13 protein-coding genes are annotated in these 20,633 nt (G+C 40.9%); 7 read left to right on the forward strand and 6 right to left on the reverse strand.

The features are described 5' to 3' along the window. Positions 1–125 precede the first annotated feature (125 nt). The 6 genes from BUC12_RS00285 to BUC12_RS00310 all read right to left on the reverse strand — a co-directional run bounded on the left by BUC12_RS00285 (position 126) and on the right by BUC12_RS00310 (position 10,657). Positions 126–2,096, reverse strand: coding sequence for an alpha-L-arabinofuranosidase C-terminal domain-containing protein (locus BUC12_RS00285; protein ID WP_062175189.1), 1,971 nt, complete (start codon positions 2,094–2,096; stop codon positions 126–128). A gap of 175 nt (positions 2,097–2,271) precedes the next feature. Continuing rightward, complete coding sequence (locus BUC12_RS00290; protein ID WP_062175190.1) at positions 2,272–2,979, reverse strand: DUF3823 domain-containing protein; 708 nt, start codon at positions 2,977–2,979, stop codon at positions 2,272–2,274. Between the two features lie 13 nt (positions 2,980–2,992). Continuing rightward, the gene (locus BUC12_RS00295; protein WP_062175191.1) at positions 2,993–4,831 is read right to left on the reverse strand and encodes a RagB/SusD family nutrient uptake outer membrane protein; all 1,839 of its coding nucleotides are present in this window, start codon (positions 4,829–4,831) and stop codon (positions 2,993–2,995) included. Positions 4,832–4,846: 15 nt separating this feature from the next. Continuing rightward, a complete protein-coding gene (locus BUC12_RS00300) occupies positions 4,847–7,984 on the reverse strand; it encodes a SusC/RagA family TonB-linked outer membrane protein (protein WP_073357270.1) in 3,138 nt (1,045 codons plus the stop codon). Between the two features lie 112 nt (positions 7,985–8,096). Then, complete coding sequence (locus BUC12_RS00305) at positions 8,097–9,641, reverse strand: alpha-N-arabinofuranosidase (protein ID WP_082141836.1); 1,545 nt, start codon at positions 9,639–9,641, stop codon at positions 8,097–8,099. A gap of 35 nt (positions 9,642–9,676) precedes the next feature. After that, positions 9,677–10,657: a glycoside hydrolase family 43 protein gene (locus tag BUC12_RS00310; RefSeq protein WP_082141837.1), complete on the reverse strand. Its 981-nt coding sequence runs from the start codon at positions 10,655–10,657 to the stop codon at positions 9,677–9,679. A gap of 183 nt (positions 10,658–10,840) precedes the next feature. Here BUC12_RS00310 and BUC12_RS00315 point away from each other — a divergent pair, with 183 nt between their 5' ends. From BUC12_RS00315 to BUC12_RS00345, 7 genes are all read left to right on the forward strand, one after another. Beyond that, positions 10,841–15,100: a hybrid sensor histidine kinase/response regulator transcription factor gene (locus tag BUC12_RS00315; RefSeq protein ID WP_062175193.1), complete on the forward strand. Its 4,260-nt coding sequence runs from the start codon at positions 10,841–10,843 to the stop codon at positions 15,098–15,100. Positions 15,101–15,447: 347 nt separating this feature from the next. Beyond that, a complete protein-coding gene (locus tag BUC12_RS00320) occupies positions 15,448–15,942 on the forward strand; it encodes a hypothetical protein (RefSeq protein WP_062175194.1) in 495 nt (164 codons plus the stop codon). Between the two features lie 15 nt (positions 15,943–15,957). Continuing rightward, a complete protein-coding gene (locus BUC12_RS00325) occupies positions 15,958–16,674 on the forward strand; it encodes a hypothetical protein (protein ID WP_062175195.1) in 717 nt (238 codons plus the stop codon). A gap of 14 nt (positions 16,675–16,688) precedes the next feature. Further along, positions 16,689–17,177 carry a hypothetical protein gene (locus BUC12_RS00330; protein WP_062175196.1) on the forward strand — a complete coding sequence of 163 codons (489 nt, stop codon included), beginning with the start codon at positions 16,689–16,691 and terminating at the stop codon, positions 17,175–17,177. Positions 17,178–17,218: 41 nt separating this feature from the next. Next, a complete protein-coding gene (locus BUC12_RS00335) occupies positions 17,219–18,169 on the forward strand; it encodes a DUF6175 family protein (protein WP_062175197.1) in 951 nt (316 codons plus the stop codon). Positions 18,170–18,199: 30 nt separating this feature from the next. Then, complete coding sequence (locus BUC12_RS00340) at positions 18,200–19,138, forward strand: hypothetical protein (protein WP_062175198.1); 939 nt, start codon at positions 18,200–18,202, stop codon at positions 19,136–19,138. Positions 19,139–19,180: 42 nt separating this feature from the next. Then, positions 19,181–20,554 carry a hypothetical protein gene (locus tag BUC12_RS00345; RefSeq protein ID WP_062175199.1) on the forward strand — a complete coding sequence of 458 codons (1,374 nt, stop codon included), beginning with the start codon at positions 19,181–19,183 and terminating at the stop codon, positions 20,552–20,554. Positions 20,555–20,633: the final 79 nt, after the last annotated feature.

Genomic DNA, 20,633 nt, shown 5'->3' on the forward strand with positions numbered 1-20,633 from the left:
ACTTGTCCTTAACCTCCGGATATAAATGTAGGATAGATATAAAAATAATCAGGATGGATTTTACATCCTGATTATCTAAAACTGGAAAATAAGAAGCTACTAAAGGTCTGAATTCCCAGACCTGGTTATAGTTTTATTTTATAGAGACTGAAGGAGAATCCCTTTGCTTTTACACTAAGGGTGCTTCCATCAATAGTTGCAGTAGTTTTCTGAGGAGTAATATTGGATGGCTCTGCCAATGTATTTTCAATTTCCAGATTACCGGCTGTCAATTCGGTACAGTCTCCCAATGAGATAGCAGCTTGTTTTTTCAATCCGGTTAAGGTTATTTTTACATCTTTAGAGTCTGCACTTGTATTAGCAATCTTCACAATATAACAATTCTGTTCCTTGTCATATACTGCAGATGCATACAATCCGTCTTGTCCTGTAAGCGGTGTCCCGTTTTGGATCAATGTGGCTGTATTGGTTCCTGCGTTTTGTGCATACATCTGTTGCACATAATAATTAGGAGTTTTCATTACCGAAAGGTTATCGAACCAAATCAGATCAGGTCTCCATTGCCATCCATCTATGTGTGCCAATAGAGGAGCATAAGTTGTCATATGCACAATGTCGGCATTGCGTTCCAGTCCGGTCATAAATGCTGCTTCGTAAAGAGCCGACTTCAGATTATTAGCACGATTAGGCAAATGGCAGGCGTACTCTCCGGCAAATACAGCCGGGCCTTTCCGGTCGTAGTTGTCGTAACGGCCGGCGCTTTTCAGAAACCATTCAGGATCTTTATAGTAATGCTCGTCTACCAAATCCACTTTCAGTTTCTTCATTTCGGGCCACAGGTAATCGAATTTATCTCCGTCAGCAGAAGGTCCAGAGCTCCCTATTATCTTAATTTCGGGATATTTAGCCCGTATTGCTTTAGTGAATGCTTCGAGCCTTACTACATACTCATCACCCCATTGCTCGTTACCAACCCCGATGTATTTCATGTTGAAAGGTGCAGGATGCCCCATGTCGGCCCTTACTTTTCCCCATGTTGAGGTTACAGGTCCGTTGGCAAATTCAATCAGGTCGAGAGCATCTTGTATATAGGGCTGTAATTCGTTTAAAGGTACGTGGCATTCTTCTCTTTCATTTTGGTATTGGCATGCCAATCCGCAGCTAACTACAGGAAGTGGTTCTGCACCCATGTCTTCCGAAAGTAAGAAATACTCATAGAAGCCCAATCCGTAACTCTGATAATAATCAGGAAAAAAACGGTGAGGGAATGTATAATGCCAACGGCTCTCATTCACAGGTCTGTTTTCGACAGGTCCGATAGTATTTTTCCAATTGTAGCGGGTTTCGAGGTCTGTACCTTCGATAATACATCCTCCCGGAAAACGGAATACCCCCGGATGAATATCGGCAAGAGTTTCGGCCAGATCTTTCCGAAGTCCGTTCTCCCTGCCTTTATACGTATCGGTTGGAAATAATGACACGTGCTCCAGAGCTACGGAGCCTTTCGAATCAAGGAAAATACGCAAACGGCCTTTGGCGTCAGTTAGTTTTGATGTCAAAACTACTTCGTACTTTTTCCATTCCGGTGAAGTTATATCGATTTTCTGGGTGGTTATTATTTCGTTTTTCGAGTCAAGAAGGTCTATCCGGATTCTCTGAGATTCGCTTGTCCCCGAAGTTTTAGCCCATACCGAAAAACGGTAAGTTCCGTTCGCTTTGAAGCCTATACCTCTGAATCCTTCGTTCTCTATGGCTGTACGTTTATGTGGATGCCCCGGATCGGATAATACCACATAGTGTGGGTTCTTATCGAATAGGGGATTATCTTTTCGCAATTCAACGTTCCCCGATAGATACCAGCCCATATAGTTCTGGGGGAAATCGAATGAACGGTTCTTTATTAATTCGGCATACAAGCCTCCGTCTGCCGCAAAATTGATGTCTTCGAAGAAAAGACCATACATGGTAGACTGAACAGGAGCACCTGTTTTTTTCGTGTCCAGAGTGAGTTCATAAGCTGATGCCTGTTGCGAATAGCCGGTCTGGCTAATACCCAATAGGCAGATAAGACTCAATGTTTTACAGATATTTTTCATGATTAATTAATAAATGGTTATTCAGTACGACAAGTTTAATAATGCTCTCTAAAATAAGCATTAAATGTCAGTACTGCCAAATTTGGTGTGATTTTTACATTTATTTGAAAGGATTTCCATGCGAAAACGGGTATAGCATCGATAAAGTGTACCATACCCGTTAAAATATTTGCCTTTAATTCAAATTAATTTTAATAGGTAATGAGTAAAGTAGGGCCGATGCACCCTGCACTTTTATACCAATGCGGCCATAAATAAAACTATAGGACAATAACTCGCTTTCGGTGATTGTTTTGGTTATAGTATTACTTCCGGTGCTGACATTTGCAAGCCTTCCGTTTATATTACTGTCAGCATCCGCAGTATTTACCTTGTTATTCGCAATGTCGATAATAGCATTAGGGAACAGGCATAGCTGCGCATATTCAATTACTGCATTACCTTGTATCTGCTCTATATTGAAGCTGGCGGTTACTACATTATTCGATACCTGCATTGTGGTATTCTTGATAAGGAAATAAGGCGAAACTTCGATATTTTGGGTCACATTACCGTTTGCAACGAATGTAATGGTATCTGAGGCTGTCGGTAAATCCCATGCTCCTACCGAAGAACGGATCAGCTTATATGTTTTTCCTCCGAAAAGACTTGCGCTGAATTTTCCGTACTGATCAACATAGACCGTTGTATAAGTAGTGGAAGATGTAGCCCATCCCGGCTCGTACAGGCGAAGGGTAACCTCACTGTTTTTCAGGTGTAATGTATCTCCCTGATACATAATAGCTCCGGTGAGGGTTGAGCTGGGAGCGTCGTAATTATCTTTTTCGCATGCTGTGAACATTATCAACGAAAACAGCATTCCTATAAATGATATCTTTTTCATATTAAGCGTTTTTTTAGTCTTGAAGCGGGTTTCTTACCAATTTAGGATTGTTGTTTAATACTGTTGCATCAAATGCTGTATAATAGTTACCCATTCTGAAATATCTTGGAACTGTAACACGTGGTGCAACCTGACGTACAAATATGTATTTACCATCCTGCGGGCCACCTACTACACGGTATGGATACAAAGCGTACAGGTTAGCTGTTTCGCTCGAAGACGAACCATTCCACAGAGTGTGGGCTATACGCCATCTTTTAACGTCCCAATAACGGTGGTCTTCGAATGCAAGCTCGCAACGGCGTTCGTTCTGAATTTTTTCTATAGTCAGGTCGGAAGCCGAAAGGCTGTTAGCTCCGAATCCGGCACGATAACGGATTGCATTTATATAAGTAAGGGCTTTTTCGGTTTGTCCCAGTTCGAAAGCGGCTTCGGCAGCATTCAGATAGATTTCGCCCATTCTCATATATACCCACCACATAGAACTACCATTTACATTGATACCCGAACCGGTGGTCATATCAACAAATTTTCTAAGATAAAAACCTGTGTTCGATACATTGTTTTCGGTATGGTGAGGCCCATCTACTCCTACCAATACTCCTCCATCGGTATATGTTGAACCAAGTGTTCCTGTCTGGAAAGCATAAGCACTGCCTGTCCAATAATAAACGCCTGCCTGTATTTCCAATTCTGTACGGAATGTGCTTCCGGGACGTAGTATGGTTCCGTCCATACGGGCATCCCTGTTCAGGAAGGGTTCATCGATAGAGTTATAGAAAATATAACCGCCATTTGCATCGGTTGTTTTAATTGTACCTTTTGTACCATCCAGATAATCATAACTTTCTACTAGATTAAGGGTAGGAGCTATATACGAACTGGCTGCTTCCACTTCCCTTTGCGATCTGGATAAGTTCTGATAAGTGAAAGTTGTAGGATAGGTCGAATTATACTCACGGGCAAAAATGATCTCGGTATTACTTTCGTGGGTGGATACGGCATTATAGAAATTATCGGCTGTCTGGCTCGAGTTCATCAAACTGAATACATGATCGTTGATGATCTTTTCAGAAGCTGCTAAGCTGGCTTCGTAGTATGCTGTTGCCGATGCCCCTGCCATAGCAACTTCGCCCGAAGATAATGCGCTTTGTATCTCGGGAGTTTTCTGTGCACTGTATTTTGCAATAGATGCAGCATACAACATGGCGCGTGATTTTAATGTTAAAGCAGCATATTGATTGGCACGGCTTTGAGAAGAATTATTTGCTGCCAATGCAGTATGGATATCGTCCATCTCGCTGGCAATAAAGTCATATACTTCCTGCTCGGTAGCCCGTGGAAACTGTAGGTCTGTTACATTGGTAGAGCCTTCATATGCATATACGTCCGTGATAAGGGGAACTCCGCCTAAGCGTTTTACCATTTCGAAATATAACTCTGCTCTCAAGAATCTGAATTCGGCTTTGAATGTAGCCAGTTTATCCTCGTCCTTTAAAGTGGAGGTTTCGCTGTTCTTCAGAGCCAGATTGATTTCGCGCATCAGAGTGTAATCATAGGAATAAAACCATCCGTAGGGATATGTACCGAAGGTATTGTTACTCTCTCCGTCGTTACTGAATCCCGAGAACATAGCGTCATCCAGTATAACGTGCCCGGGCAATGTTTCGAGAGCCGCTTCGTGTGGCATACGCGAGTATATATTGCTCAGGTTGCGGAGTATCAGATTTTCGCTGCTCCATACTTCATCTTCAGTGAGTATGGTGTTAGGTGATGTTTCCAGCCAGTCGCTACAAGAGGAGAACGGAAAACTCAACCCACAGGCAAGTATGTATAATATAATCTTTTTCATGATGTTATAGGCTAGTTAAAATGTTAGATTAAAACCAAAATTAATTGTACGGATTGTCGGTGTAGCCAAGCCCGATTCTGTCGAAATTTCGGGGTCGACACCAAAATCGTGAGTATTGTCTATAGAGAACAGGTTGTAACAGTTTACATAAAGCCTTAGATTGTCGACCTTGTATTTTGATAGTAACATACGAGGTATAGTATAACCGACCTCCAGGGTTCTAAGTTTTATATAATTGACATTGGTAAGCCAGAAGGTGCTGTTACGCGAGTAGCTTGAATGGCTTCCACTATTGGCACGTATCGCAGGATATTTTCCGGCAATCCATTCGCTGCTGGCATCTGTAGGATCTGCATGTCTCCATGCGTTTGTTAAAAGATAAGCAGGGGAGTTGTTTGCCTGAAAAGGAACACGCAATTCCCATTGTCTCATGTAAGATTGCATACTTGCCCCTGTAAAGTCCATTTTAAGGTCGAAGTTGTTCCACTCAACCTGAAGGTTTAAAGCAAAGTTGAGGTAAGGAAGTTCGCCTGTTGCATATCCTATCGGACGCTCGTCCAGTTCATTGATAATACCGTCGCCATTCACATCTTTATAGATCAAGTCTCCCGGAAGTAATGTTGAGTTTCCGCTACCGTCTATATCTACAGTGTAATTCTGTATCTCTTCCTGTGACTGAAATTGTCCGATACATTCATATCCCCACAGGATGTTCGACCAGCGGTTACTTGTATTGTTGCGGTAATAATCCCAACTGCTGCCCCGGGCATTACTGTCAGCCTCTACATAATTGTTTTTCTTACGGGCTAAAGTAACATTTCCTCCGACATTGTATTTTACTTTATCTATCTTGTCTCTCCACAAAAGAGATGCTTCAACGCCCATATGGCTATCGGAGTTAAGGTTCTCAGAGGGTAAAGTAAATCCCATTTCAGAAGGAATAAGAACCTGTGAACTGGTGGCCGGGATACCCGTACGTTTTCTGTGGAAATACTCTAAAGTACCACTCAGGCGATTGCCTAACAGGTCGAAGTCCATCCCAACGTTAAACATTTTTGATTTCATCCACGAAACAGTTGTAGTTGGCATTCCGCGTGATTGAATACCGGCGAGTGTATTCCCATTTAATACGGACATTCCCTCATTCCAGTTGTAACCTTCCATATACGCATACTGAGATACGATGTATGTTCCGTCCGAATTTTTATCGTCTCCGGTAACACCGTATGAAATTCTGAATTTCAGGTTATTAAGCCACGCGTCTCTTAGTCCCTTCATAAAAGATTCTTCAGATAATCTCCATCCTGCTGATATGGCAGGGAACAATCCCCAACGGTCGCCGTCCCTGAATAGAGAAGAACCGTCGTAACGTCCACTTAATTCGAGATAATATCTGTCGGCATAGTCATAATTTGCTTTGAAGATGAAACCTGCACGGGTAAATGTAGAAAAGGTATCTGTCATCCCGTTCATCTCATCCAGGTCTAAAGGATACAGTATATTATTGGAAGGTGAGCCTTGTATCGAATAATACTTGTTTTTATTCTTATATGCTTCAGCAGCTAATACCCCGCCAATGTTATGTAGTCCAAACTTATTGTTGTAATTGATTTGAAGTTGATAAGTCAGATCCTCCAGAGTATTCTGTATACGGCGTTTCCAGCCGGAATTGCTCGATCCATTATTTGAAATATATGTATCGGTTGCAGAGTCGTATGTGTATGCATCCCACGAATATTCGTGTCTGTCTTCGTTACGGTTGGCGTACCAGTACGATAGTGTACCTCTTGCTGTTAAACCTTTTATCGGAGTTTGATATTCGGCGAATAATGTAGTTTGCATTACTTTCCAGATATCATCGGTATAACCCGAAGTACCCTTGTTAAATGATGCCGGATTATAAACCCCGCCCGAAGTGGCTGCAATATAATCAGGATTGTTATTAGCGTACATCAACTCAGTGGGTTTATTCAGGTATAAACCATAGTAAGGTCCCCAGTAATTATCCTGACCCAATCCCGGTACACTTACATTGTGGCGTTCTTCTATACGTCCGTTTATTTTAGTACCTACTTTGAAGTTCTTAGTAATGTCTATATCGAAATTCGCTTGCAGGTTGGTACGTTTGAAATTATATCCTTTAAAAACGGCTGACTGGTCTATATGGGACAGAGACAGGTAATAACTGCTCTTGTCGGAACCTCCTGTTGCATTGATATTTCCGTAATAGATAGGTGAATTCTCTCTGATAAGGGCTTTGTAATAATCCTGCGAAGGATTCGTTCCGTTCGCCCAATTTTCGAGGTCTTGCATGGTATATGATGTACTACCTGTTGTGTTCAGGTCGCTTTCCATCAAACCTCTTACATATTGTTCGGCATTAGCCGGTTTTGCGAAACGAGACATGTTTTGGAATCCGGCATATCCCGATGCACTGATCGTATTTTTCTCATTTCTGCGACCGCTTTTTGTAGTTACAAGAATTACCCCGTTGGCAGCTCTCACCCCGTAAATAGCGGCCGAAGCATCTTTCAATACCGATATATTTTCAATATCAGTTGCACTCAGGTTATTGAACTGGCCTTCGTCGGCAGGCATGCCGTCGATTACATATAAAGGTGTACCCATGTTACGGATCTGTATTGTTGTGGATGCTCCGGGGCGTCCGTCTGACTGACGGGCTGATATTCCCGGTACTTTTCCGACCAATGTTCCTGATGTGGTTACTGCCGCAGTACGGGTTATTTCGTCCGATTTAATGTTACTGATAGCTCCGGTCAGCGAACTTTTCTTTTGGGTACCGTAACCAACTACTACTACTTCGTCCAGTGCATTGTCTTCGGTCATAACAACTTCGATAATCGATTTGCCGTCGATACTGATATTAGCGGTAGCATATCCTACATAAGTGAATTCGAGAGTGTTGTTTCCGGCAGCCGGGATAGAGAATTTTCCGTCTAAGTCGGAGATCGTTCCGGCACCGGTATTGCCTTTCACTTTGATGCTGACACCGATGAGCGGGTCGCCTTTTACATCTCTTACGGTACCAGATACTATTCTGTTCTGGGCGTAAGCCTGCCCGCCGCATACAGAAAGCAAAAGTGCTATAAGAAGCAGCGAGAAATGGGTTTTCATGGATGTTAAGTTTTTCATAAAATCATTTCATTAAAATTTAGATAAATTCAGGATAACATAATCACCGGTTATAAATACGACAGCATTTATACTCCGCTGACAATATATAATAGATAAGCTTGTGTAATAATTAATTAAGCTCTATGGTTACCAATGATTTGGAAGGGATTTTGAATGATATTTTTCCTCCTTTTACAGTTGCTCCACTGAAGTTTTTCAAGGCTACTGCATCTTTGTTCTCGAAAGTGTTGAAGCTATCGGTTTTAGGAGCCGTAATAATATTTGCACTTAGCAGTTTTGGGTTGTCAATTCCTCTGATATCACATTCGATCTCGGTATCATTATTAGGGTCTACGTTGACGAAAGAAATATGTACTTTACCGTTCTTGTCTTTCGACGAAGACACCGATATCGTATTTATGTTACGGTTCATCCGTTCATAAATACCTGTACTGATAGTTGTTGGCAACATAGTAGCATCCTGATGCACTTTGTACATATCGAACACGTGGTATGTAGGAGTCAGCAGCATCTTATCTCCTTCAGTAAGGAAAAGAGCCTGCAATACATTAACCAACTGTGCGATGTTGGCCATCTTTACGCGGTCGGCATGATCGTGAAATATGTTCAGGATGAGGCTTGCAAGGATAGCATCGCGTAGAGTATTTTGCTGATACAGGAATCCGGGATTTGTACCTTTCTCTACATTGTACCATGCACCCCACTCATCAACGATAAGACCGACCCGTTTTGCGGGATCGTATATATCCATAATGGATGAATGGCGTTTGATAAGTTCGTCCATGCGCAGCCCGTTTTCGAGTAATGAGAAGTACTCGTCTTCGGTAAAACCTGTCGCATTTCCTTTATCTTCCCAGCGATGAGTGAAGGAATAATTGTGCAGAGATACTCCTGATATCATATGCTGAGGGATATTCTTCATCATGGCAGTCATCCAGTGGTAATCATCTACATTAGGTCCTCCTACGATTTTGTATAGCTGGTTTTCTCCGTAGTTTTTGCAATAAGTAGCATACCGGCGGTAATGTTCGGCATAGGCTTCGGCAGACATATTGCCTCCGCAACCCCAGTTTTCGTTACCTACTCCCCAGAATTTTACACTCCAGGGCTTTTCCCTGCCGTTCTTCTTCCGTAATTCTGACATCGGGCTTTGTCCGTCGAATGTGATGTATTCTACCCATTTCGACATTTCTTCAACTGAACCACTCCCTACATTTCCGCAGATATAAGGTTCGGTGCCTAGCTCTTCGCATAGGTTGAGGAATTCGTGTGTACCGAAACTGTTGTCTTCGACTACTCCTCCCCAGTTGGTATTCACCATTTTTGCTCTTTGCTCTTTGGGGCCTATTCCATCCATCCAATGATATTCGTCGGCAAAACATCCTCCCGGCCAACGCAGGTTGGGTATTTTGATGTGTTTAAGTGCATCGATAATATCTTTACGTACACCTTTCACATTCGGGATATGGGAGTTTTCGCCAACCCAAAGCCCGTCGTAAATAGAGCGTCCGAGGTGTTCGGAAAAATGACCGTAAATATTCCGGTCGATCTGGTATTGCCCAAGATCGGCATTTACTACTACCGTTGTCTTCTGCTGAGCCGTAAGGGATGCTCCTATAAACAAAGACAGGCATATAGATAGGGGTTTCTTCATGATATGTAGTTTTTATTTAGATGAGGTCTGTTTTTTTATTGATTGGCAGTTAAGCCTTCCGAAGTCATTTGTATGCGCTTCATAGTACCGTCGGGATTGTAATATAAGCGGTCGATACATACCGATCGCCGGAAACTGCCACCGGCTGTGGGGATAGCCCCGTTGTGATAAATAAAATACCATTCGCCTTTGAATTCGATAATTGCCTGATGGTTTGTGTTCGAATTTCCGGCAATCTCATTCAAAATTCCTTTGTATTCCCATGGACCGTGAATACTGCGACTCATCGAGTAACCGATCTTTTCGGGGAAGAACTGTGCATAAGACAAATAGTACCAGCCATCGCGCTTATGTATCCATGGCGCTTCGGTAAAATTATCGAGCATGATGGGCATAATAGGGCCATCAAGTTCTGTCATATTATCTTTCAATTTGGCATAATAGCACTGCGTATTACCCCATATAAGGTATGCTTGCCCGTCATCGTCGATCCATACCGTAGGGTCGATATCATCCCAGCCGATAGAGGTATACTCGGTGGTCATGTCATTCGTTATTATAGCCGAACCCCGTGCATCGACAAATGGCCCCAGAGGGTTATCGGCAACAGCTACACCAATAGACTTACCTCTGATAGTGCCGTGCTCGACAGTTACATACCAATAGAACTTACCATTGCGCTCAATGACCTGCGATGCCCATGCTTCGCCTTTCGCCCATTTGAATGCAGCAGGAGTCAGCGGAACGGCATGTTCAGTCCATGTAGTCATATCGTCCGAAGAGAATACCAGCCATTCATTTATTACGTATCTGTTTTCGGGAGCAGGACATTCGTCATGACCTGCATACAGATATACTTTATCTCCATATACCAGAGCTGCCGGATCGGCTGTATATTTATATTTGATAATCGGGTTGCCGTCAATAACGAAGGTCGTATCTTTCTCTGCGGCATAGGTATTGCAAAAAGTAAGATATAAAAGAACAAATAATAACGAAAGTCTGGTATGTATCATGGTATATATAATTGGTTAAGGAATTTTAGGTTGACGCAGTGGCAAAAGTAACGGAGCATGTCAAAAAACAGGTGGACAAATATCCATATTGGGTGGATTATTTGTTTATAAGTGTAAAAAGCACATTATTTTTACAAGATTGGAGAAGAATCTATATCTTTACCCGTGTTAATCCCATGTACCATGAAGCATATCCATCAAAGCATCATATTACTAATTCTTTGTGCTTTTATCCCGATAGGCTCTTCAGGCCAGAATAAGGTTCTGTCTCGATATCTGTTCACGACAATCACCATAGATGAAGGTCTGCCTGTTAATTTCATAGATGATATGTACAGAGACAGCAAAGGTTTTCTGTGGGTATCGACACAAGGCGGAGGATTATCCAGATATGACGGGTATGATTTTCTCAACTTTAATGTCAATAGCTCCCCTGTTGTACTCAAAAGTAATTTTATCAGGGAAACCTGCGAAGATGATTTCAATCGTTTATGGGTTATCTCAGATTTGGGATTGGATATAATAGACCTGAAAACCATGAGCAAAAGTTCTATTGTTGATAATAATCAGGCAATAAGAGTTATGGATGGTAATGGACTCTTTTCGGTATACAAAGATAGTAATGGTAATATCTGGATTACAGGAGAAAATAAAATTTACCGGATCACTTTTACTGAAAAAGGGTTGGTAAAACGGGTGTCGACAACCAATCAACGACTCGATGCCGGAAATAATACTACTTTCTCAGGCTTGTGTCAGATAGATAATTCTATTTTGGTAGCAAGGCAAGGTATTATATATAATGTAATTGTGTCTGAGGATGATATTTTGTATTTACATCCGCTGAAGGAGATACCCGATCTGGACACTAACTGCAAAGTATCTGCTATACTGAAAACAGGTAACTTTATTTGGATAGGTACCGATCGAGGCTTGTTCAGATATGATACAGGTAAAAAAGAATCTAAATGGTATATCAATTCCGAAAGCGATCCGTCTACAATTAGCCAGAACATGATAACCGATCTGGTAACTACCAGAGAAGGAACTTTGGTTGTCAGTACATTGCGGGGAGTTAATTTTTATGATTCCCGTACCGATAGTTTCGAACGTATATCCCACAATACACCATCGGGAACAATCAACAGCGACTTTGTGAATTGTTTGTTGTCGGATGGTAATGTTTTATGGATCGGAACTGAAGCCGGAGGTATGAATAAAATGACGCTCCGGCGATTGTCTATTCATAATTATGTGCATAATGAGAAAGACCGTAGCAGTATTTCCGCCAATCCGGTAAATGCCATAACCGAAGATCATATGGGGAATTTATGGGTTGGAACTGTCGAGGGAGGTTTGAACCTGAAAAAGAAAGGAGAGTCGTCTTTCATTCATTATACGTATGAAGAAGGACTGTTGAGCCATAATACCGTGAGTGCACTGGTTGAAGATAACCGGAATAAACTATGGATTGGCACTTGGGGAAACGGATTGAATGTTTTGGATCTTTCCGATTTAAGAAATCCGGCATTCCGGCATTTGTTTTCAGTATCGGACGAACCGGGACTAGCATATATATCGAGCCTAAGCGATGACCACCTAAATGACGGGATCTGGATAGGAGCCAGACAAGGAATCTTTTTTTATGATCTGGTTTCTGGTAAGGTAATATCACCACTACCTCCCAATATCCGGAACAGGAAGGATTTGCCTGGAGCATTTATTGATAAATCTAATATCCTATGGATGGGTACAGAAGACGGGTTGTTGCAAGTGAATCTGAAAAACTTTGATAAAAAGTCAGGAAGATGTACAGCCGCCTATCTCCGTTTCGGAAATAATAACATGGATAACCTTTTCTTGAAAAATGTAACTACGATTTACCAGAGCCGCGATGGCAGGATATGGCTGGGGAGTAAAGGGTATGGTTTCTGTATACTAGAGCTTATAAATAGCAAATGGGAGTTTGAACTGTATACAACGAAACAGGGTCTTCCGAACAATATGATTTTGGGTATTCTTGAAGATCAGCAAGGCTTGATCTGGATGAGTACAGGATATGGCTTATCGTCTTATAACCCGAAAAATAACAGGATTATAAATTACACAAAAAACGACGGGCTGAACGAACATCAGTTCTATTGGAACGCAAGCTACAAATCGCCAACTACAAATAACCTGTATTTTGGAAACATGAATGGTTTATCGGAGATTAATACCAATATGAAACGATCGGGAATCAGACATCCATTGAAGGTTGTTTTCACGAAATTACAGATACTCAATCAACCTGTATGGGTAGGCGAGGGGAAGTATTTGCAAAGCGATATTTCTTATTCGAATCATATCCGGTTACACGAAAGTGATAAATCGTTTTCCGTTGATTTCTCGGCACTTGATTACGAAAATCCTACTACAATAACGTATTCATACCGTTTGGTCGGTTTTGACGAAGAGTGGATAAATGTACCCGCTAACCGGCGTTTTGCCAGTTTTACAAATCTCCAACCCGGTACTTATTCTCTGGAAGTCCGCTGTATGTCGGGTGACAATACATCCGAAGTATCGGTATTAACCATAGAAGTACATCCCTATTTTTATAAAACGGTATGGTTTATAACTCTGGTTATGGCAGTAGTTGTGTTTTGTATATTCAGGTTGTACAGATGGAGAATCAGTATGCTGAAAAAACAGAAAGAAGTACTCCATCTTAAAGTAGAGGAGCGAACCCGTGAATTGGCTAACCGCAAACAGCAACTCGAAGAGCAGGCGAAAGAACTTACACGCCAGAATGAAGTGCTTATCGAGCAGAACGATAAAATCTCCAATCAGCGTAAGCAATTGATAAAGATGTCGGACAAGATACAAGATGCACTGAACGATAAAGTTAATTTCTTCACTAACATCACTCACGAATTCAGGACACCCATAACACTGATAATAGGTCCGATAGAAAAGGCTCTGAAGTTGAGTACAAACCCGAAGGTTATAGAGCAATTGCACTTTGTATCTCGTAACTCTAAACATCTGTTATCACTCGTCAATCAGTTAATGGATTTCAGAAAAGTAGAATCGGAACAAATGGGAATTGTATTGACACAAAGTAATTTCCTTAAATTCCTCGAAGAACTGATTATCCCTTTCGATGCTTTTGCTTACGAGAGAGGGATAGTGATTGAAAAATATTTCAGGTTAAACCCTCCGCAAATATTATTCGATGAAGAAGCCATGCATAAAGTAATAACGAATTTATTATCCAATGCATTGAAATTCATGCCTCTTGATGGTTCTATCCGATTGTATGTTACCTGTCTGAATAGCAAAACAAAAGGTAAACGATTGTATATCTCGGTTAATGATAACGGAACAGGGATAAAAGAAAGAGATCTGGGGCGGATATTCGACCGTTTTTACCAATCGAAAGATCAGCCAGGCTATACCGTATCGGGGCAGAGTGGAACGGGAATAGGGCTTTATCTGTGTAAAAATATCATAGAATTACAGGATGGGATTATTTATGCGAAAAACAATCATTTGAGAGGAGCTTCTTTCAGAATATTGTTACCTCTCGATACCGAATATGCCGAAGACAAAATAGTTGAAGATCTTACATTAGCCAGTAAAGAGGAATACATCGATTATAATAAAACCAATACAGATAGCGGTACTGCCTTATCCGATAAGTTAGCTATTCTGGTTGTCGAAGACAACACCGATATGAGAAGCTATATAATATCTATTCTTTCGGACTACTATAATATACTGGAAGCCGAAAATGGAGAACAGGCTTTATCGGTTTTGAGAACAGAGCCTGTCGATTTTATAATCAGTGATCTTATGATGCCTGTGATGGATGGTCTGGAGTTGTCCCGTAGGGTAAAAGAAGATTTTTCCATCTCACATATTCCTTTTCTGATGCTGACTGCTAAAACATCTAAAGAAGCCCGTATTGCCAGTTATAAAACAGGAGTGGACGAATATTTACAGAAGCCTTTTGATGAAGAAATACTACTAACCCGTATCCATAATATCCTCGATACCCGAAAGCTTTATCAACGCCGGTTCAGTTTATATATGAATACAGAAGATCTGAATCTTGAGAAACAGTCTAAAGATCAGGTGTTTTTGGATAAAGCACTGGAAGTAGTCAAAAAAAATTATAAAAACCCCGATTACGAAGTAGGAGATTTTATCCGGGATATGAATGTAGGGCGTAGCCTGTTGAGCCAGAAAATGCAGACATTAACAGGGCAGCCTGCGAGTCAGTTTATCAGGAATTACCGGCTGAATCTGGCCCGGGAAATAATAATGAAGAACAGGCAGGAGCAAGATCTCAGTATAGCCGAAATTGCATATGATGTGGGCTTTAACGACCCGAAATATTTTACCCGGTGTTTTACCCGGCAATTTGGTATCTCTCCCAGTAGTTTATTGAAAAGTTAAAATTTTTGTTTCTGAACTAATTGAAAATCAAAGAGGGGCTATTTATGGAATAAAAGGAGGTTTTTCTGATATTTTTTTTTATTTTGCATAGGATTTATTAATAAATCTTATACATTTGTTAACTAAATGGGGACTGATTATAGTTTGAATTTGAAGAGGATAAGAACATAGAGTACATAAAGGCTCTTACTAAAACAAAAACAACACGTTTTACCATCAAAGGTCTTTTCCTGAATAATATAGCCGGTTCCAGATATAATTGTAGAGAAATTAAATAAAGAACAACACTTGCAGAAGAGCGTTAGCCTGTCTTTTCTGTAGTAATAAATTACCCAAAAAAGAAAAAGATGAAAAAAATGAAGTTTGTGCTATGTTTATTAACACTATGCCTTTCGTATGTGTATACTCAGGCTTCGGAATTGAAGAAAGACAATACTGAAGACTGGAGGTACGATATAGAATGTGCAGGATCGGGTTCGCAAGGATCATATTTGGTGAGAGTATGGTCGTATGGGAAAAAACCAAATATACCATCTGATGATATGAAGCGTAATGCCGTGCACGGAGTCATTTTTAAAGGTTTCAGCGGAGATAGGGGATGTACTTCGCAAAAGCCTATGGCTGCAAGTCCTGCTGTAATGGAAGAAAAAGCCGATTTTTTCAAAGCCTTTTTCGCTGACGGAGGCACGTGTCTTAAATATGCAGATATAGTAGGTACTCCGGAAATTATTAAAGTCGGAAAAGAATATAAAGTCGGAGTGATTGTATCAGTATCAAAAGACGTTTTACGCAAAGATTTAGAAGGAGCCGGAGTTGTTAAAAGCTTGTCATCAGGATTCTAATTAAATAATTTAAGAATGAAAAAAATACTATTAGGGATATTCTTTTTATTGTCGGTAGGCGTATTTGCCCAGAATAACGGGTCGGATGTTATCTACCTGAATAACGGAAATGTAGTGCAGGGGCAAATTATTCATTCTGTTCCCAATGTTTCAGTTAAGATAAAGGCTGACAATGGTGCTGTTTACGAATACAAAATGACCGAGATCAGGCAAATAAAGAACGGAGACGTAATCCGTCCCGAAGCATCTTCGAGAGGTAAGTATACAGACTTCGAGGATAATGATAAGGGATATTGGTGGACAGCCGAACTATCGGGAGGTATGTCTATGTTTAGCAAAAAGTCTAATTTGGGATATACACAACTTGCAGTAGTTAACGGATACCGCTTCAATGATTTCCTTCGTGTCGGTGTCGGTCTTGGAGTTCGTTATTATATAGAAAACGACAAAGTCCGGGCAAAATCCAATGCTTGGTCATTCCCTATTTATGCCAATCTCCGGGGTAATTTCATGTCTCAGGATGTCAGACGTGTTGTTCCGTATTGGTCTGTAGATGCAGGAGCAAGTATTCGCGATGGATTTTTCTTTAGCCCTACTTTAGGAGTAAAGTTTGGAGGAAAACGTTCGAATATGCTTGTCGGTATCAGTTACACCGGGCAGACAATGGATACAAAATGGGAGTCGGACAAAATGGTTAGTTTATTGTCTCTCAAAATCGGATATGAATTCTGAAAAAGCATAATAATATGAAAAAGTTAATATACAATATAGGCGTGTTAATGCTGGTATTAACACTAATAACTTCTTGTGGAAGCTCTCAAAAAACAGTAGGGGCACACTATACTTCCGAGACAGAATGTCTGGGAGTTGAAGGTGACGGATCGCAAACAGTAAGAGCATGGGGAACAGGTCGTAATAAGACCGATGCAGTAGAACAAGCCCGTAAAAACGCAGTTCGCGATATCCTGTTTAAAGGAATAACCAAAGGAACCGGCGAGTGTAATATGAAACCTTTATTACTGGAAGTAAATGCTCAGGAGAAATACGAGTATTATTTTAATATATTCTTTCAGGATGGAGGAGCTTATAAGCAATACGTAAGTAACGAGGATACCCGTAGCGGATCAAGTGTGTCAAGTTCGACCGATACACAAGTTAAATATGGTGTAGTCGTACGTGTATTGCGTTCCGAGTTAAAAGAGCGCCTGATTAATGATCAGATACTAAAACCATAATAAAACAAAAGACTTAAGAACAACCACCTAAATAAAACCGAATGAAAAAGTATTTCCTGGCGATAGCGCTATGTGTCTCTGCCCTAGCTGTGTTTGGGCAAGCCAAAAAACCCACCTTGATGGTAGTACCCAGTGATGTATGGTGTACCGACAACGGATATATGGAAGGGTATGACAATCAGGGTACCCTTACTCTGATACCGAACTATAAAATCGCATTGCAAACTAATGCCGAACTGGAACTGGTGATCTCTAAAATAGGATCATTGATGCAGGAAAGAGGCTTTCCGTTGAAAGACCTTTCTGCCAGTGTAAAATCAATAGAGCGCATGTCTGCCGAAAACAGTGTGATCACCAGTAAGACATCGGGAGCCGAATTAGCAGAAAGTCCGCTTGACCAGTTACGCCGTACAGCAAAGGCTGATATTATACTTGAAGTAAACTGGACAGTAAACAGCACGGGACCTAAAAAATCTATTACTTATAACCTCCGCGGAATCGACGCTTATACAAGCAAACAAGTAGCCGGAGCACAGGGAACAGGTGCACCTTCGTTTTCTGCCGAAACTCCGGTATTATTAGCTGAAGCCGTACAAGATAATATGGACAATTTTACGAGCCAGCTTCAATCGCATTTCGATGATTTGTTTGAAAACGGACGTGAAGTTACATTGGATGTTCAGGTATTCGACAACGGATCGGGTGTCGATTTGGAAACAGAATACGATGGAACTGAATTGACTGAAATTATCGATGACTGGATGGCTCAAAACACAGTAAACCATCGTTTCAGTAAAACAGATGGTACTGAAAACTTTATTCTGTTCGAACAGGTACGTATTCCATTATACCGTCCGAATGGTATGGCGATGGATACAGACTACTTTGCCCGCGAATTGATGAGATTCTTACGTAAACCACCTTATAACCTTACATGTAAAGTTGTGAACAGAGGTTTAGGGCGTGCTCTGGTTATAATCGGGGAGAAATAAAACCTTCTCATCTTTACTAATATTACAATTATGAAGAGAAAAATATCAATATTAATAATAGCCTTGTGCACCTTCGGGGCATTCAATGCGCAGGCACAGCAGAATTGTGAGATACCTCTCATGATTATGCAAACGAATCAGGCGGAACCGATTCCCGATGGAGCTTTGGACTTCCTGAATAACAAGTTGCGACAGGTTGCAACAACAGCAGGTCTGGCAGCAGGTCCCGAGTTTACTCAATTCTGTATCGTTCCGAAAATCTCTATGCTAAACAAAGAGATACTACCCGGTCCTCCCAGCAAATTTGTCTATAATATGGAGATGACACTCTATATTGCCGATGCTTGGGGCGAGAAGGTATTTACTTCTACCAACATAAACATGAAGGGAGTAGGTAATAACGAAACCAAAGCATATATTGCCGGAATAAAGGGTATCAATCCCCGTTCGACAGACCTTCAGCAGTTTGTAAATGATGGAAAGGACAAAATTATTGAATATTACAATACACAGTATCCTACCATCATCAAAAAGGCTCAAAGCCTTGCTGCCATGAAAAAGTATGACGAAGCTTTATTCTATCTGGGTTCTATCCCCGAATGTTCGAAAGGATATGACAGTGCTCTGAATGTAGCTTTCAGCGTATACCAGCAATATGTAGATCAATTGTGTCTCGAAAATCTGGCTAAAGCTAAAATGGTTTGGGCTGCTCAGCAAAATGCTTATGGAGCACAAGAAGCGGGCGAATATTTGCAATATATCTATCCGGATGCCAAATGTTACGGTGAAGCAATGTCTCTCTATAAAGAGATAAAAGGCAAAGTCCTTGACGATTGGAAATTTGTGATGAAAATATATGACGACGCTGTTTCTTTAGAAAAACAACGGATCAACGCATGGCGTGATGTGGGAGTTGCTTACGGACGCGGACAGAAAAACAGAACAACTAACGTATACTGGATTCGTTAAGAATTCTATAATTAAAAATATAAGAACAACACTTTTGATAAAATGAAAAGAATCAATTCTCTATTTGTCGGTCTGGCTTTTGTGGCATTAGGTGCTACTGCACAAACTGATAATACAGTAACAGACTATAAAAGAAGTTCATTATACACTATTATATTGGACGATCACGGCTTGATGGATAATACTAAGGCAGCAATTATAAAGGAAACATTTGCCAATACTCCATTGCCTGAAAAATTTAATGACCACAACCTTTCAATAAGGACTTTTAATCCGAGAAACTATAAAGTTACCGATGCTGAAGTTGCAGCTGTAACCGGAGGAGAAGAAAAGAAGAAAAAAGGAGGTTTCGGTAAAGCTATCGGCGGATTTGCTAAAGGTGTAGCCGGATCTGCTACAGCCGGATTGGTTGATACAACCGACACAAAAAAATTACCGGCTATCTTTATTAAGTTCTTCGAAGATAAGAAGATCGGAAACCAGCTCGTTGCCAAGTGGTATAATATGAAGGGCACTTACGACAGTTCTACAAATTCGTATTTTGATATGGATCTTATCAAACAAAGAGGTTTGTATAATGCGTCTGAGTTTGACAAAATGGTAGCCGATAAATCTACCAGAGGTATCGCTATGCTGGCTGATGCCGGAGAAGAGCTTATTAACAATACATTTGTGATAGGTATCCGCTTCAACTATGTGAGCAAGGAGGAGATGGCAAAGCAATTGTCTCAGGCGTCTTCTACTGTATCAAGCTTGTTGGGTGGGACTGCTGCTGCGCTGACTAACAGTGCTGTACAGGCTGGATCGGCTGTTGCAGGTAAAGGATATGTAATCAAAGCTACAGCCTTCTTGTATCAACTGGATTGGAGTGAAGAAGTGAACACTAAGTTCTATACTCAATATTACAATGCTGCAGATTTGACGGATTTCGCTAATTCGGATGACTTTAAACTGAAATATGTTGGAACAGTTACCGAGTGGGCTGATATTCAATCATCAATGTTTTCGAGTAAACCCGAAAGTGATTTAGTGGAAAGGGCAACAGTGCGTGCAATAGATGAGGTAGTAGCGAAGCTTCAAAAGAGATACGAAGAATTCCGTACCAAAACTCCATTGCTTACTACAGATCCGGAGGTTACTGCGGCTATCGGTCTGAAAGAAGGACTTGAAGGCGGTGATAAATTTGAAGTTCTGGAAAAGAATGTAGATCCTGAAACAATGATTACTACTTACAAACGTGTAGCAACACTCAAAGTAGATAAAAATAATATATGGGATAACCGGTATGCTGCTGATGAGGAGCAGGCCGAAAATGCAGCAAGCGGTCAGGGAGCAGTTCAGACAATCAAAGCAACTACATTTACCGGAGGTAACAAAAAAATCTATCCGGGTATGCTGATTCGTCAGATCGACTGATAAAGAATAAACTCTACTTTTTTTAAGAACGATTATCATAGTAAGTCGCTATGGTAGTCGTTTTTTTATGAATTGTATT

This window comes from Indolivaga macrotermitis (assembly GCF_900128985.1).
Lineage (GTDB): Bacteria > Bacteroidota > Bacteroidia > Bacteroidales > Dysgonomonadaceae > Dysgonomonas_A > Dysgonomonas_A macrotermitis.